The organism is uncultured Acetatifactor sp. (genome assembly GCF_948601915.1).
Classification (GTDB): domain Bacteria; phylum Bacillota; class Clostridia; order Lachnospirales; family Lachnospiraceae; genus Acetatifactor.
Genome location: NZ_CAPDXS010000127.1, coordinates 1 through 15386, shown reverse-complemented (window position 1 = coordinate 15386; position 15386 = coordinate 1). Strand labels below are relative to the sequence as shown.

18 protein-coding genes are annotated in these 15386 nt (G+C 55.0%); all 18 read right to left on the bottom strand.

Annotated elements, in window-relative coordinates; genetic code table 11:
* Positions 1-118: 118 nt before the first annotated feature.
* Positions 119-814 carry a DUF6115 domain-containing protein gene (locus Q2B33_RS18535; protein WP_300570526.1) on the bottom strand — a complete coding sequence of 232 codons (696 nt, stop codon included), beginning with the start codon at positions 812-814 and terminating at the stop codon, positions 119-121.
* A gap of 69 nt (positions 815-883) precedes the next feature.
* A complete protein-coding gene (locus tag Q2B33_RS18530) occupies positions 884-1192 on the bottom strand; it encodes a hypothetical protein (protein ID WP_300570523.1) in 309 nt (102 codons plus the stop codon).
* A gap of 31 nt (positions 1193-1223) precedes the next feature.
* Complete coding sequence (locus Q2B33_RS18525; RefSeq protein WP_300570520.1) at positions 1224-2813, bottom strand: DUF342 domain-containing protein; 1590 nt, start codon at positions 2811-2813, stop codon at positions 1224-1226.
* A gap of 20 nt (positions 2814-2833) precedes the next feature.
* Positions 2834-3607 carry a FliA/WhiG family RNA polymerase sigma factor gene (locus tag Q2B33_RS18520; RefSeq protein ID WP_296460371.1) on the bottom strand — a complete coding sequence of 258 codons (774 nt, stop codon included), beginning with the start codon at positions 3605-3607 and terminating at the stop codon, positions 2834-2836.
* Positions 3608-3798: 191 nt separating this feature from the next.
* The gene (locus Q2B33_RS18515; protein ID WP_296460368.1) at positions 3799-4071 is read right to left on the bottom strand and encodes a hypothetical protein; all 273 of its coding nucleotides are present in this window, start codon (positions 4069-4071) and stop codon (positions 3799-3801) included.
* Between the two features lie 13 nt (positions 4072-4084).
* Positions 4085-4579, bottom strand: a complete 495-nt coding sequence (locus Q2B33_RS18510; protein WP_296460365.1) for a chemotaxis protein CheD — start codon at positions 4577-4579, stop codon at positions 4085-4087.
* Between the two features lie 61 nt (positions 4580-4640).
* Positions 4641-5264 carry a chemotaxis protein CheC gene (locus Q2B33_RS18505; protein ID WP_300570511.1) on the bottom strand — a complete coding sequence of 208 codons (624 nt, stop codon included), beginning with the start codon at positions 5262-5264 and terminating at the stop codon, positions 4641-4643.
* Between the two features lie 71 nt (positions 5265-5335).
* Positions 5336-6073, bottom strand: a complete 738-nt coding sequence (locus Q2B33_RS18500) for a flagellar brake protein (protein ID WP_300782140.1) — start codon at positions 6071-6073, stop codon at positions 5336-5338.
* Between the two features lie 27 nt (positions 6074-6100).
* Positions 6101-6976, bottom strand: a complete 876-nt coding sequence (locus tag Q2B33_RS18495) for a MinD/ParA family protein (RefSeq protein WP_300773208.1) — start codon at positions 6974-6976, stop codon at positions 6101-6103.
* A 73-nt stretch (positions 6977-7049) separates the two neighbouring features.
* Positions 7050-8339, bottom strand: a complete 1290-nt coding sequence (gene flhF / locus Q2B33_RS18490; protein ID WP_300782139.1) for a flagellar biosynthesis protein FlhF — start codon at positions 8337-8339, stop codon at positions 7050-7052.
* A gap of 1 nt (position 8340) precedes the next feature.
* Positions 8341-10374, bottom strand: a complete 2034-nt coding sequence (gene flhA / locus Q2B33_RS18485) for a flagellar biosynthesis protein FlhA (protein ID WP_300766822.1) — start codon at positions 10372-10374, stop codon at positions 8341-8343.
* 66 nt (positions 10375-10440) lie between these two features.
* Entirely contained in the window at positions 10441-11550 is a 1110-nt protein-coding gene (gene flhB, locus Q2B33_RS18480; RefSeq protein WP_296460350.1) for a flagellar biosynthesis protein FlhB, read from the bottom strand.
* Positions 11547-12329, bottom strand: a complete 783-nt coding sequence (locus Q2B33_RS18475) for a flagellar biosynthetic protein FliR (RefSeq protein WP_296477419.1) — start codon at positions 12327-12329, stop codon at positions 11547-11549. Before Q2B33_RS18475 ends, flhB begins: the two co-directional genes overlap by 4 nt.
* Positions 12330-12341: 12 nt before the next feature.
* The gene (gene fliQ / locus Q2B33_RS18470) at positions 12342-12614 is read right to left on the bottom strand and encodes a flagellar biosynthesis protein FliQ (protein WP_300568246.1); all 273 of its coding nucleotides are present in this window, start codon (positions 12612-12614) and stop codon (positions 12342-12344) included.
* Positions 12615-12668: 54 nt separating this feature from the next.
* The gene (gene fliP / locus Q2B33_RS18465; protein ID WP_296460494.1) at positions 12669-13379 is read right to left on the bottom strand and encodes a flagellar type III secretion system pore protein FliP; all 711 of its coding nucleotides are present in this window, start codon (positions 13377-13379) and stop codon (positions 12669-12671) included.
* A 73-nt stretch (positions 13380-13452) separates the two neighbouring features.
* The gene (locus tag Q2B33_RS18460; RefSeq protein WP_300766793.1) at positions 13453-13845 is read right to left on the bottom strand and encodes a flagellar biosynthetic protein FliO; all 393 of its coding nucleotides are present in this window, start codon (positions 13843-13845) and stop codon (positions 13453-13455) included.
* Positions 13845-14207, bottom strand: a complete 363-nt coding sequence (locus Q2B33_RS18455) for a response regulator (RefSeq protein WP_300766795.1) — start codon at positions 14205-14207, stop codon at positions 13845-13847. Before Q2B33_RS18455 ends, Q2B33_RS18460 begins: the two co-directional genes overlap by 1 nt.
* Positions 14208-14219: 12 nt before the next feature.
* Positions 14220-15386 (bottom strand): flagellar motor switch phosphatase FliY (fliY, locus tag Q2B33_RS18450; protein WP_300914155.1); only part of this gene is annotated, 1167 nt, incomplete at its 5' end.

Genomic DNA, 15386 nt, shown 5'->3' with positions numbered 1-15386 from the left:
GCATCGCTCAGGGGAAGCTTCTCCCCCTTGACCACCCCCATCAGCAGGGCGGTGACGATGATTCCGATTCCCAATCCACGCATTTGATATCTCAGTTTCACTTATTTCCTCGATTCTGTCAGCCTTGAAACAAATCAATCACCAGCTTTACTTCCCCTATGCCCAGCTCCAGCTCCCTGGCGATATCCGCCACTGCTTTTCCCTGGCGATAGAGCGCCATGATCTTCTCCTTGCTGCTGCCGGGCTCCGCGCCCTCCCAGTCGCCGTCCGTCCCGGTTGCCGACTCGGACTCCATGAACGGCTCCTCCGTCTGCTCCGCCTCCCGGACCGCCTTTCCCTGGTCTGCCGCCAAACGTTCCTCCGCAGGAAAGGAAAGCTCGCTCGTAGCCTCCTCCGCCTGACGCTTCAGGGCAGCCATGGCCTCCTCCGCTTCCTTTACGGCACGGTTCACCTCCGCCATCGTATTCTTCAGGCTGGCATGCTTGTTGTTGAGCATGTCGTAGAGGAACATGACCTCCTCATGGCTTTTGTGGATTTCCGACAATACCGTATCGGAATATTCATTGACCGCCATGATCTTTTCGTTGGACAGGCGCTCCAGGGAACGCTCCGTCTTCTCCATCGCATAGGATATCGACCCATCCGTGGCCTCGTCCACGGATTTGCGCATGGCGGCAAGCTCTCTGTCCACCACTGCCCTGATATCCTCCTCCGACAGGGCATCCCCGGCCGCTCCCTTCCTGTCCGGGATAAAGAAGCTCAGCAGGAAAATGATTCCCCCGGCTACCAAAAGGACAATCTCCATTATATCCATCTTCGTCCATCCATCCTGGCCCCAGGCATGGGCGACAGCGCCAAAGCGCTGTCATATCCGCCCGCAGGGTCAAATCTTCATGTCAAATCCCCCGGTCTTCTTCGCCACCACGCGCTCCTGGGCGTTCTGCTTCTTCCGGTTCCTTCCGCCGTCCCCGCTGTACTTGTTGTTCCCCTTCTCCTTGGCGTCGGGTCTGTTCTCATGCCACTGGGTGTCGTCGCTCTGATGCACCCCACGGATGTTCTGCTCCGTGGTCTTCTGGAACTGCTGGCTGAAATTCGCCTGATCCACGTTTACCTTGTTGTCCTCGTTATGCTTGATCGTGGTATAATCCTGTGCCCTGGAAATCGTTGTCAGTTCAATGGATCCAAATGCCATAATCTGCCTCCTTTCGCGATGGAACGCCCCTCTACATGGCCACCATCCGCACCTCGCCGTCCTCCTTGACGAATTTGCAGTATCGGTAATCGTTCTGAAGGGTCTTCGACACGTTACGGATGACGATGGTGGTGTTGGGGTAAGCCTGCTCATTGATGATGACCTCTCCCTGCTGCCTGTTCTCCATCATGGCCTGAAGCTCTTCGATGCGCGTGTTCAGCTTTTCCAGCTCGGCCGATTTTTCCTGTATCAGCGATACCACGCTCCTCATATACCTCAGCTGGCTCTCGTTGTACTTGAAGCCCTTCTTCTGCTTCTCCTTGAAATTGTCGAAGACCACCTGGGCCGCGTCCACTGTCTTCCTGCTCTCCTCCACGGTCTTCTGGGCCCGGTCGTACTGGGATTTGATCAGGGGATCCACCCCCACCTCCAGGGTGGTGGCCGTGCTCATGCTGCCGCCCACGGTCTTGGCCGTGATGGAGTTCGCCGCCTGGACCAGCCCGCCCAGGATGATGCCCCTCCTGCCGTCCACCCGCACGTCTGTGCCCGCGGTGACCACGCAGTGCATGATGGCCTCGGACTCCAAATAGCCGCCCGTCACCACCCTGGCGTTCTCCAGGAACTTCACCATGATGTTGCCCCCGGCCCGCAGATAGCCTTTTCCCATGCCGTTCATGCCCTTGGCGATGACTATATTGCCCCCGGCAATGACCCTGGCGCTCTCCACGCCGCCGTTTATCACCACATTGCCCCCGGCCTTCACCTCCATGTTGGCGGTGACGCTGCCGGATATCTCAATGCTCCCATCGTAATCGATGTTTCCCGTGGACAGATCCACGTCCTTCACCTTATACACCGTGGACACCACCACCTTGCCGTCCAGAAGGACTACATGGCCGTCTACATCAGAGGTGATGGAGAGCTTATCATCGGAAAGGGTGATGTTCTTGCCGAACTTCAGGGTCTCCTTCTTCACATCCCTGGGCTTGATCAGGCTACCGTACACATCATGCCCGGCCTGGCCCTGGCGCTCCGGGATGATCCGCGCCAGCACTTCTCCCTTGCGGCACTGGTTGATGGTGGTCAGATTATAATAGTCCACCCTGCCATCCTCCAGATGGGCGGGACGCTTGCCTCTGTCCGTGTTGAAGCTGTACTCTATCCGCGCGTCCTCCCCCTGATCCGGCTTGTCGCCCCTGGCCACCAGGATGTCCGTACAGTACATGCCCTCGGAGCCGAAATGCTCTTTCAGCATTTCCTGCTTTATCCCATAGGTAATCTTCTGCTGCCTGATCTCCCCCAGAAAACGGTCTATGGTCAGCCGCTTTCCGCCCTCCGAAGGGGGGATGAAGCGCGCCGTGGCAATCATGCAGTCCTTGCTCACTGTCAGCATATAGGTCTCGTCGCAGACAGGGCAGTCCCCGCTGTCCAGATGGCAGACGCCGCCTGTCCCCATGCTGAACTCCATCTCTACCTGTCTTCTGTCATATTTGATTTTCCGATCGTTCAGATATTTCCAGACCTCATCTAAGCGTATTTCCTCTCCGCTGCCGCTGGGATGATAAAAAGCGATGCCGTATCCTCTGGAATCCTTTACCAACTGAAAGTAACCATTCTGCATAGACCACAATCTCCTTCTGTTTAATTATCTGAGAGAATTCCCATGTAGTTCCCCATCTTACCTTTCATCTTCTTCAGTGCCCTGGTATGCAGCTGCGATACCCTGGACTCGGAAACCTCCAGTATATTGCTGATTTCCTTCAAAGTAAGATCCTCATAATAGTAAAGAGTGATTACCTTCTGTTCTTTCTCGGTCAGAAGCAATAATGCCTCTCCCAACACCTTCGTCAGCTCTTCCCGCTCCACCCGCTCCTCCGGCGCTTCGAAATGGGATGTGGTATGCCTGCTGCCGTCGTGGGATACATCGCTGCCCTGCTGCATATATTCATCCAGAGAGACCAGTCCCGTAATCTTCATCTGTGACTGCCAGTCCAGGTATTCCTCATCGGATATGCCAAGGCCTCTGGCAACTTCCTCATCCGTGGGAGCACGGCCCTCGCTCTGCTCGATCTCCTTTATCACCGCCTCGATCTTCTTCTGCTTCTGCCGGATTGTCCGGGGGATCCAGTCCATCTTCCGAATCTGATCCAGGATGGCCCCACGGATGCGGAGGCTGGCATAGGTCTCGAATTTCACGTCCTTGAGACAGTCGAACTTGTCTATGGCGTCAATCAGGCCGAAAATGCCGTAGCTGACCAGATCCTCGTATTCCACATTGTAGCCCAGATACATGCTGAGCCGGCCTGCCACCACCTTTACGAGAGGAGCGTACTCCAGAATGATCGTCTCTCTGGTTTCAGGTGATTTCGTCTTCGCGTATTCTTCTAAGAGTTTCTTCTTGCCTGCATCATCCATGAAACCTTCGCTCCTCTTTTCATCATTTATACTGCGCACCGGTTAAATTTACAGTGCAACCCGACTGCAGACCGCCAGCCAAGCACTTTCCTGGAGATACCGCTGTAAATCCTGGCGGTCTACAGTATATATGGCCAATTATGCCAGACATCGCCTGATGCGTCAAGCGTATTTTTCATATAGGCACTATACTATTCCTGTACCTGTTCCTGTTCTGTCTCCTGTCCGGGATTTTCCGAATCCTTCTCGATGACCTCGCCTTCTTCTCCCCGCTTTTCCTCGTTCTGCTTCTCGAAATATCCTATCGTCCATATCAGCACGCTTCCCAGTACATAAAAGAGCAGCAATACCGCGAACAGCGCCATAAGCTGCACGTTCACGGGATATCTCTTTATGTAAGTGATGATGCATGTCACCGCTCCGGCCGTCAGCATCAGAAGGAGCGGTATATTCTTCCTGTTCATACGCGCCTCCCTCTCATATGACCTTCTCCGGCTTTCCCACCGCGCGGATATGATAGGCCCCTGTCTCAGGATAAAAGATGACCGTCCTGCCGTAATTCAGCCCTGTATCCGCCGCCTGGATCGGAATGTTGAGCTGCCTGAGCTTCGCCCTGACCGCCTCCACATTGCGCTCTCCCACCTTCCCTACGGCGTTGGCCCCGCCGCCCTGGAAATTGAACATATTGGCTCCGCCGGCAATCTTTGCCACCATGCGGACCCGCCTGGCTCCCAGCCGCTCCATCTGCCTGACCAGCTCCTCTATGCCCGTGTCCGCGAACTTCGCGATATTATGCTGTCCGCCCGTAATCGCCTTGCTGTCCGGCAGCATGATATGTACCAGGCCGCCTACCTTATTCATCGGATCCCTGATTGCAATCCCCACACAGGAACCCAGCCCCAGAGTCATCACCCCATTGGGGCTCGTGCAGGTCTTCAGATCTGCTATTCCTACTTTGAATATCTCACTCATGCGCCACTTCCATATCCTTTTTATCCGCTATTTTTTACTTTCCACGAATAAAAATATTGATTTATACCATAGGTACGCCCAATGCCGTCAGTATCTTTTCATAGGATTCCAAATCGGGAATCAGTATGAAATATCCGTCCAGCTGCACTTCGTCATAGAACTGGGACTGAATCAGCAGAATCTTGTCCCCGTAGATCCCGAACTGGATAGCCGGTACGCTGAGTATGGCTCCGGCCATGTCCACCGTCACTGCAGGAGGGGAGGGGAATACCTTCATGTTGGTCATGGTAGACAGGGAATTCAGATAAGCGCCCGTGATGATGTTCCCCACCTCCTGCATGGCGGACAGTCCCATCTCTTCGAATTCCATCCCCTCCGGAAGCATCCCTCCGGTAATCTTGCCTATCAGATGCCTGGCGCTGTTCTCCTCCACCATGAACATCATATATCCCGTGATGTCTCCCTCCACGGCCAGCAGCACGGCAGCCATGATCTGCTCCTCGCCGCCCATGAGCTCTCCCACCTCGGAAAACTCCAGCAGCCTGACCTGAGGAACCTTCATGTCCACCTTGCACTGGAGCATCTGGGACAATGCCGTCATGGCATTGCCCGCGCCGATGTTGCCGATTTCCGTCAGCACATCGTAATACTGTTGCGAAACATGATCCAAACTAACGTCTTTCATATATTACCCCCGTGCGTGCCCTGACACGCATTTTTTTGCATCCGTCTGCGCCGCGCGGATGCGCCCGCTCTCTACGCCTCGGTATTGAACCTCTTCTTCTGCCTGCTCTTGCGCTCTTCCTCGAAGATGTATTTGATGATCTCCTCCCGCTCCACCGGGTCTATATCATAATACTGCACCCTGTGCTCATACGTGCCGGGGCGGTTGTCCAGCTCTATGCAGCTGATCACTTTGCTGATCACTTCATACTTCTTATGTTCCCCGCCGTTCATCAGGTGGTAGCTGCAGTACAGCAGGCTGCCCTGTTCGAAGCGATGGGTGGACACGAAGCGCAGCCCTCCGCCGCTGATGTCCACGATCACGCTCTCCTTCAGGGGCAGGTCGCCCGCCAGGGTATAGGGCATCCTGCTCTCCACGGTCTGTACCTCGTCCTCCCGCAGCATCCTGGCATGCATCTCCAGCGCACAGCGCAGACGGTAGAACTCTCTCCGCTGATACTTGCGCAGGTTGCTGGTCATCTCCACCAGGAGCAGATACGCGTTGTTGCTCTTATAGCGGTCGATGACCCTGCCCAGGCACTGGAACAAGCCGCTGGAGCCATAGAAAATCATATCGTATTCACTGTCTATGGGAAGCAGAATCAATTTCGTCTTCTCCATGGGCATCTTGATCTCGATGGTATCCTCGGACTGAATCTCGTTCACCTCGCTGTGATATACCTTCACTGGAACCCCGGGCTTCTCGTCAAATTCATGCGACACGGCCTGCAATTCAATCTTATCCCCAATCGATATAAATTTGGAAAACATAACAACCACCTGCCTTTACTGTTCATTTTACCGTTTTCTGGTAATGATATGTGAAAAAAATGCTGCCATCCCTCTCCTGGGCTGCCTTCCCGACTCCTCCTTGTCCAGGAGCCTGGCCGCAATGCGCTCATAGGCCGCCGTGGACCTGGCTGACGGATTATGCAGAGACACTGGGACCTGCTGCATCACCGACTTGGGGAGCTGGGAATCCTCCGGCACATAGCCCAGATAGGTCATGGGCACCTTCAGATAGCGTTCTATCACCGCGTTCAGCTTGTTGAAGAGAATCTGCCCCTCCGCTCCCTTCTGCACCCTGTTGGCAATCAGCTTCACCTTCATGGTGTCCGCGTCGAACCTGGGATGGCGGTACAGGGCCTTCACCAGCGAATAGGAATCGGTGATGGACGTGGGTTCCGGCGTGGTCACCAGGAGGATCTCGCCGCTGGCAATCAGGAACTCCAGCACGGCATCCGAGATGCCCGCCCCTGTATCCACGATGATGATGTCGGCAATGCTGTCCAGCTGGGCCAGGTTCTGGATGATGTAATTCAGATAATCCCGGCTTAGGTTGGACATCCCCACGATGCCGCTCCCGCCTGAGATGAAGCCCACCTCCATGGGGCCCCATGTGATGATGTCCCTGATGCCCTTCCCCTGATAGATCAGGTCGCACAGATTATGCTCAGGTACGGCACCGAACATAATCTCTATATTCGCCAGTCCGAAGTCCGCGTCCAGGATGATGACCCTCTTCCCCATTTTCCTGAACTGGATAGCCAGATTGATGGAGGTATTGGACTTTCCCACGCCGCCCTTGCCGCTGGTGACGGCAATGACACGGGCCAGGGGTTTGGACTGTTGCTGGCCTGCCTTTAGGATTCGTAACTGTTCTGCCTGGTCCATCTCTTACCTCCTTGTGTATCTTCCTGTCCCGGAATGCCTTTCTTCCATGGAACGCTCTTCCTCCGCTTTATCCTCATGCATTCCGCTCCTGCTTCTTGCTCAGAATCTGCTTTACCGCCTTTTGGGGGTTGAACTGCTCGATGTCACTCGGCACATTCTGTCCATAGGTCACGAAAGCGATGGGCGTATCCGTATAGAGCTTCAGGTTCAGCAGGTTCCCCAGCACGTCCGTCTCGTCCAGCTTCGTGAAAATAAGCTGATAGTCCGCAATCTGGCTGTACCGGGATACGATCCTAGTCAGATCCCTGTATTTCGTAGTGGCGGAAAGCACCAGGAATACCTGGCTCTCCCCTGCCTCCCGCACCACCTCCACCAGTCTCTTCATATGGTTCAGTTGTTCCTCATTCTGATGGGAATGTCCCGCGGTGTCCACAAAGATATAGTCATATCCCTCGAATTCGTGTATGGCTTCCCTGGCCTCCTCCTCGGAATAGATGACCCGAAAAGGGACTTCCAGGATATTGGCATAGGTGCGAAGCTGGTCTACCGCGGCGATACGGTAGGTATCCGCCGTCAGGAGCGCCACCCTTTTCTTCTCCTCCACCACGTAATCGCTGGCGATCTTGGCTATGGTGGTGGTCTTTCCCACCCCCGTGGGACCCATGAAGACTACAATCTTCGGATGTCCCTCCGCGGCGGTGATTCCGTCCGCCCTGCCGAACTTCAGGATCATTTTCTGGTAGATATTTCCCAGGATATAGTCAAAGGGAAGATTGGACTGCCCTGACACATCCACCTCGTCCACAATCTGATTCGCGTATTTCTCGTCCACCTCGCTCTCCAGCATGGTGTTGTACAGAAGTTTCATGAAGCGCTGCTGCTCGGTAATCTCCTCCTTCTCCTCCATGTCCTCCGCTTCCGCGCATTCCTCCGAATCCGAACCGTCCTCCTCGCCTGCCAGCTGCTCCCTGCGCTCCAGCTCGCTCTGCTGGAACCGGCTCACCAGCAGGTTCTGGAGATTGTCCAGCTTCCTCTCGATGGACGCCCTCTCCTCCATGGAATCCTCCGCGGGCCGCAGGGCGCTTCCCCCACCGGATACCGGCCGTCCTCCCTGGAGCACGGTCCGGGCCGCTGCGGGATTCCCCGCCGATGCGGGGATTCCCTCCCTGCTTGGAGGACGCTTCACATCGCTCTCCTCCTCCAGCGCCACGGTGACTTCAATCATCTTCGGCCGAAACAGTGCCTTCATGCCCTTGGGCTTCACGGTCTTCACATTCATGATGACAACGCCGCTTCCCAATTCCTTTTTGGCAGCCTCCACCGCCTCCTCTTCCGTTTTGCCCAAAAACTTCTTGATTATCATCTTATGCTGTCACCATCCCCACAGACTGTAATTCCACATTCGTCTCCACTTCATTATATGACACTACTACCAGTTCCCTGTAATAATCTTCTGTCAATCTCTTGAAATACATACGCACGATGGGAGAAGTGATCACAATCGGGTTCTTTCCAAGGTTCTCCAGCTTCTGGACCTCCTTGCCCACCGAATCGATGATTGCCCGTGACCTCCCCGGATCCAGATTCAGGAAAGCGCCGTTTTCCGTCTGCTTCACGCTTCCCATGATCTCCTGCTCCACCTTGGGATCCAGCGTGACCACATTGGTGGTCTCGTGAGGCGGGAAGTACTTCGTGGAAATCGCCCGCTTCAGGCTCTGCCTGACATATTCCGTCAAAATATCCGTATCCCTGGTAGCCGGAGCATAGTCCGCCAGGGTCTCCATGATGGTCAGAAGATCCCGGATGGAGATGCCCTCCTTCAGCAGGTTCTGCAGCACCTTCTGGATCTCGCCCAGCCCCAGGAGCTTGGGAACCAGCTCATCCACCAGCGAGGGATTGGTCTCCTTCATATTGTTCACCAGGTTCTGGACGTCCTGTCTGCTCAGCAGCTCATCGATGTGCTGCCGGATGATCTCCGTCAGATGGGTGGCGATGATGGACGGCGGATCCACCACGGTATAGCCCAGGCTCTCCGCCCGCTCCCTCTGCCCCTCCGTAATCCAGATGGCAGGCAGATGGAAGGAAGGCTCGAAGGTAGGGATGCCCGTAATCTCCTCCTCCACATAGCCGGGGTTCATGGCCATGTAGTGGTCGAAGAGGATTTCGCCCTCGCTGACCTGTATGCCCTTGATCTTGATGATATACTGGTTGGGGTTCAGCTGGATATTGTCCCGCAGACGGATGATCGGCACCACAGTACCCAGCTCCAGCGCGATCTGCCGTCTGATCATGACCACACGGTCCAGCAGGTCTCCGCCCTGGTTCACGTCGGCCAGGGGGATGATTCCGTAGCCGAACTCCAGCTCGATGGGATCCACCTGAAGGAGGCTTGCCACATTCTCAGGCTGGCGCATCTCCTCCGCCGCCTCCTCGTCGCTGTCCACCTCCCGCTCGATGGCCTGAGTCTCCAGATTGCTGGCAATCATCCGGCCGCCTACGATGAAGAGGAGCCCCAGCCCCAGGAACAGGATGGTGTTCAGATCCGTGAATATGGACAAAAACGCCAGCGTCCCGCCCACCATGTACATGACCTTCGGTATCCCGAAGAGCTGCCTGATAATGGCCGGGCCGAACTCTGACTCCTTGCTTCCCTTTGTGACCAGCACACCGGTGGACAGAGAGATGAGCAGAGAGGGAATCTGGCTCACCAGGCCGTCACCGATGGTGAGGATGCCATAATTGTCCAGCGCGGTCATGACATCCATGCCGTTTCGCAGCATTCCCATGGCTATGCCGCCCAACAGGTTGATGAGCGTCAGCAGGAGTCCTGCGATGGCATCTCCCTTGACGTACTTCACGGCACCGTCCATGGAGCCGAAGAAGCTGGACTCCAGCTGAATCTTCTCACGCCTCTCCCTGGCCTCCCTGTCATCGATGGCACCGGTGTTCAGATCCGCATCGATAGCCATCTGCTTACCGGGCATGGCGTCCAGCGTGAATCTGGCAGTGACCTCAGCCACGCGCTCGGAACCTTTGTTGATGACCAGGAACTGAATCATGATCAGTATGATGAAGACGATCGCGCCGATAATCAGGTCGCCGCCGCCTACGAACTGTCCGAAGGTCATTACCACATTTCCGGAGGTGCCCGTCTTCAGGATCAATCTCGTGGAGGACACGTTCATTGCTATCCGGAAAATGGTGGTGAACAAAAGAATGGTAGGGAAGTACGACATATCCAGCACTTCCTTGATGAACATGCAGGCAAACAGAACCGTAAAAGCGATAGCAATATTCAATGCCATGAACACATCCAGTATGCCCGCCGGAAGCGGCACGATGAACATCATGAACGCCACCAGCACATAGATGGCTATCATAACGTCTGTTCTCGCCATTTTATCGCTCATGCTGTCGTCTCCTCCCCAGATTTCCCTGAATCCCAGTAGTCTATGAATCTCACCTTAAATCTTCCCCTGTAACTGATATACAAAAGCCAGCACCTCTGCCACCGCCTGATACAGCTCCGGCGGCACCGCCTGCCCGATATCCACGTTGGCGTACAGCATCCGGGCCAGCGGCTTGTTCTCTACAATCTCGATTTTGTTCTCCCTGGCCACCTCTTTGATACGGGCCGCCAGATAATCCTCTCCCTTGGCTATCACCAGGGGCGCGTCCGCCACCTGCGGGTCATACTTGATGGCCACCGCATAGTGGGTGGGGTTCGTGATGACCACGTCCGCCTGGGGCAGGGACTGCATCATGCGCTTCATGGAGGTCTCCCTCATCTTCTGCCTGATCTTGCCCTTGACCTGAGGATCGCCTTCCTGCTGCTTGAACTCCTCCTTGACCTCCTGCTTGGTCATCTTCATGTCGTTGGAGAACTTGAACTTCTGGTAGGCGTAATCCGCGAAAGCCAGCACCATATAGAAGACAGCCACCCGTATCCCCAGATCTGTCACGATACCCGCCACCAGCTCCAGGGCCTGCATAAGCGTCACGTCGTAGAGGTTGAACAGTATGGGCCATTTATCCTTTAAGTAGCTGTAGCACACATACCCAATCAGCGCGATTTTGGCGATGGACTTCACCAGCTCCACCAAAGCGTTCACGGAGAAGATCTTCTTGAAGCCGCTGATCGGATTCAGCTTGTTGAACTTGGGCTTCATGGGCTCCAGGCTGGGCTTCCACTTCACCTGCGCCACGTCCGTGAGGAACGCAATCAAGTACCCCACCAGCAGGATGGGGGCTATGATCGTCAGCACGCCCAGCAGCAGCTGGCTGAACAGGATGCTGGCCTCCCGCTCCGGCATGGTGTCCTGCCAGTACATCGTCACGTCCGGAATCTTGCTGTAGATATTGTTGAACACATCCAGGAACTGTATTCCCATATGTCCTACCCAGAACTTCAGTATCAGGAACAGCGCCAGAAGCTCCAGGCCGTTGGTGAGCTCCCGGCTCTTGGCCACCTGTCCCTTCTTGCGGGCATCGCTCAGCTTCTTTTGGGTGGCGGGCTCTGTCTTCTCGCCCCCCATGCCCTCCTTTGCAAAAAACTGCAGATTATAGCGAATCATGTCATGCCTCCCACAAAGGAATGGATCATTCTCTTCATCTCATCGAACACAAAATCCCCTATCCCCGGCAGCATGCCTGCCGTGAGGAAGAGCACCGACAGCCCCACTAAGACCTTCAGCTGGATACCAACGGCGAACATGTTCATCTGGGGCGCCACCTTGGCCAGCACGCCCAGCACCGCGTTCAGCAGCAATATGGAGCAGAATATGGGCAGCACGATGCGGAAGCCGATGATGACATAATCCGACAGGAACTCCAGCATGGAATCCACCAGGGAATCCGCACGGAGCACAGCCCCGTTCACGGGAATCAGTATAAATGTATCCGCCAGGGCGCCAAAGAGATACCGGTACATCCCCGTGGCGATCATCATGAGCATCAGCACATACTGGTACAGCGCGCCCGTGATGCTGGTGCTCTCCCTGGAGGTGGGATCCATCAGCGTCACCATGGACAATCCTGTCTCCATGTCCGCGATAGAGCCCGCAAAGTTCACGATGGAGGTGCAGATATTGGCCGCCAGGCCTATCAGCAGCCCCACCAGCGCTTCCTTCAGCACGATGACCGTATACCCTGCAAGCGACGAATAGGTCACCGCCTCTGCGGGCGTCAGGGCCTGGTACAGAAGCAGCGATGTGAAAAAGCTGATGGCGACCCGCACATTGGCAGGCGTATTCTTCATGCTGAAGAAGGGGGCCACATATACAAAGCATGACACCCTGACCAGAATCAGCAGGAAATATTCCAGATCATAAATGGAAAAGGAATAGTCAATCATCCGCCATGCCCCTTAACCGCCGGCATATAAGCCGAAATTCGTCCACAGCTCCGTCATGAATTCCAGAATAGCCGTCATCATCCAGTTTCCGAACAGAATCATCGAAAGGAACACACAGATAATCTTCGGCACGAATGTCAGCGTCTGCTCCTGGATAGATGTCACTGTCTGGAAGATACTGACCACCAGGCCTACGCACAGCGAGACCAAAAGCATCGGCAGCGAAACCTTGATAATCAGGAACAATGCCTGTTTTGTGATATCCATTACCGCATCTACAGTCATCTAAGCATCCCTCCTCTCCTCTAAAGCCAAGCCCTCAATTGCTCTCATTTCATCTCAATGGTAGAACGATCCAACCAGATTCTTTATCACAAGATTCCATCCGTCCGCAAGGACGAAGAGCAGAATCTTAAAGGGCATGGAAATCGTGGTAGGCGGCAGCATCATCATGCCCATGCTCATCAGCGTGGACGCCACCACCATGTCGATGACAATGAACGGGATATAGATGACAAAGCCTATCCAGAACGCCATCCTCAGCTCGCTCAGCATGAAGCTGGGCAGCAGCACGGACAGCGGAATGGTATCAAGGCTCACGCCGTCCCATTCCTGCCCGGAGATGTCCATGAACAGATCCACATCCTTCACCTGGGTCTGGGGATACATGAACTTCCGCAGAGGGGCCACCCCCCGCTCCAATGCCTCGTCCAGGTCGATCTCCCCGGCCTCATAGGGCTGATAGGCCTGCTCGTTGATTTCCTGCACCGTTGGCTCCATGATGAAAAAGGTCAGGATCAGGGCCAGCCCCACGAGAATCTGGTTCGGCGGAGCCGTCTGTGTGTTCAGCGCCGCCCGGGTGAAGTGCAGCACAATGATGATCCGCGTAAAGGAAGTCATCATTATGATTAGTATGGGCGCAATGGAAATCAGCGTCAGGGTCAGCAGGATGCGCAGCGAGCCGTTTATCTCCCCGTTCCCTCCATCGCTCATGCTGATGGAGAGCACATTGGAGGGATCTGTCTCCGCGCCGCTGGCAAATACTGTCATTGAACTTACAATACACAATATGCCCACCGTGACCAGTAGGCATATTGCGGTTACTATTCGCTTGGTTCTAAGCTTATTTTTCATCATGCAACTGACTATCCTTTGGCTCTTCCCGGGAGGCATCCTTCTTGCCCGCCGCCTTCTCGAGAATCTCTTTGAAATTGAAGCCCTGTACAGGCTTCGTCTCCTTCAGCTCACCCTCAGGAATCTCGCCCAACATGGTAACCGTATCCTTACAGACAGCAATGACCATGTACCTTCCGCCTGCCCGTATAATCTGAATATATTTATTGTTTGCAATACGAGTGGTCTCTATGACCTCTATGTTTTCATTGGCGCTCTGCTGCTTCTGGTAGTTCGCCATCCACTTCGTGACGGCGGCCGTGATTCCAAGCACTACCACGAACAGCAGCAGCACCGTGATGAACTGGGCGTAACCGCTGGAGCCCCCGGTCAGCAGCACCATCAGCCAATGACCTTCTTCACAGCCTCCAGGACACGATCCTCCTGAAACGGCTTCACGATAAAGTCCTTCGCGCCGGCCTGGATGGATTCCACCACCATCGCCTGCTGTCCCATGGCAGAGCACATGATGACCTTCGCGCCGCCGTCGATCGCCTTGATTTCCTTCAGGGCCTGGATGCCGTCCATCTCAGGCATGGTGATGTCCATCAGCACCAAATCCGGAGACAGCTCCTTGTATTTCTCCACTGCCTTCGCCCCGTTCTCGGCTTCCCCGGCCACGTTGTAACCGCCCTTGGTCAGGACGTTCTTGATCATCATCCTCATGAACGCCGCGTCATCGCAAATCAGAATATTCTTTGCCATTAAACCATCCTCCTACTTGATAATCTCAGTTATTCTTACACTGAAGCATTCTTCAATTACAACCACTTCTCCCTTTGCGACAAGCTTTCCGTTCACCAGCACATCTATCGGTTCACCGGCGATGCGGTCGAGTTCAATGATGGAACCGGGCGCAAAGTCGAGAATCTCTGAAATCGACTTGCTCGTGCGGCCAAGCTCTACGGTAACGTTCAGAGGGACATCCATGATGAGGCCGATGTTCTCCTGTCCTGCTATGGCGCTTCCGTCGCTGGAAAAGCTCTGGAACTGCGCAGGCTGAACATTGATATTCTGCATGGCGACCTGCTGGTTCATGGCCGCGCCCCCGGGCATGCCCATATTCATCATCTGAGGATTCATTCCCATCTGCATTCCGCCCATGTTCATCATCTGAGGGTTCATTCCCATGGTTCCCATCTGCATCCCGCCCATGTTCATCATCTGAGGATTCATTCCCATGGCTCCCATCTGCATCCCGCCCATGTTCATCATGGCATTCGGATCCATCTGGGGAGTCATGCCAGCCGCTCCGTAGCCTGCGTTCGCTCCCGCATTCATATCCATCTGCGGAGCCCCTCCCATCTGATTCATGGACGGCTGCTGGCCAGCGGCCTGAGACGGCGCGGCAACAGGCGCTTCCTCCTTCTTCTCCTCAGCCGGTGACTGGGAGTTCATGAACGTATCCACTACCTTGCGGGCAAAGTCTATCGGGTATAACTGCATGATGGAACTGTCCACCAGATCGTCAATCTGCATCCGGAAGGATATCTTCACGAACACGCCGCCCAAAAACGGCGACACATCCTCTCCGTTGCGCACCAGCGCCAAATCCAGCAGCTCCGCCTCCGGCGGGCTGATGTCGATCTTCGTGTTCATCATGGTGGAGAGAGAGGTGGCCGATGCCCCCATCATCTGGTTCATGGCCTCGGATATAGCGCTTAAGTGCAGCTCCCCCAGCTCGCCGTCCGTGTTCGTGCCGTCCCCGCCCATCATCAGGTCGGTGATGACCTTCACGTCATGCTCTTTCAATATCAGGATATTCGTGCCGTCCAGGCCCACCGTGTATTTAATCTGAATGAAGACGCAAGGCCTTTCATACTGATCCAGCAGATTATCCCATGTGGCAAATCCCACCTCCGGTGTGGTGATATTGACTTTCCT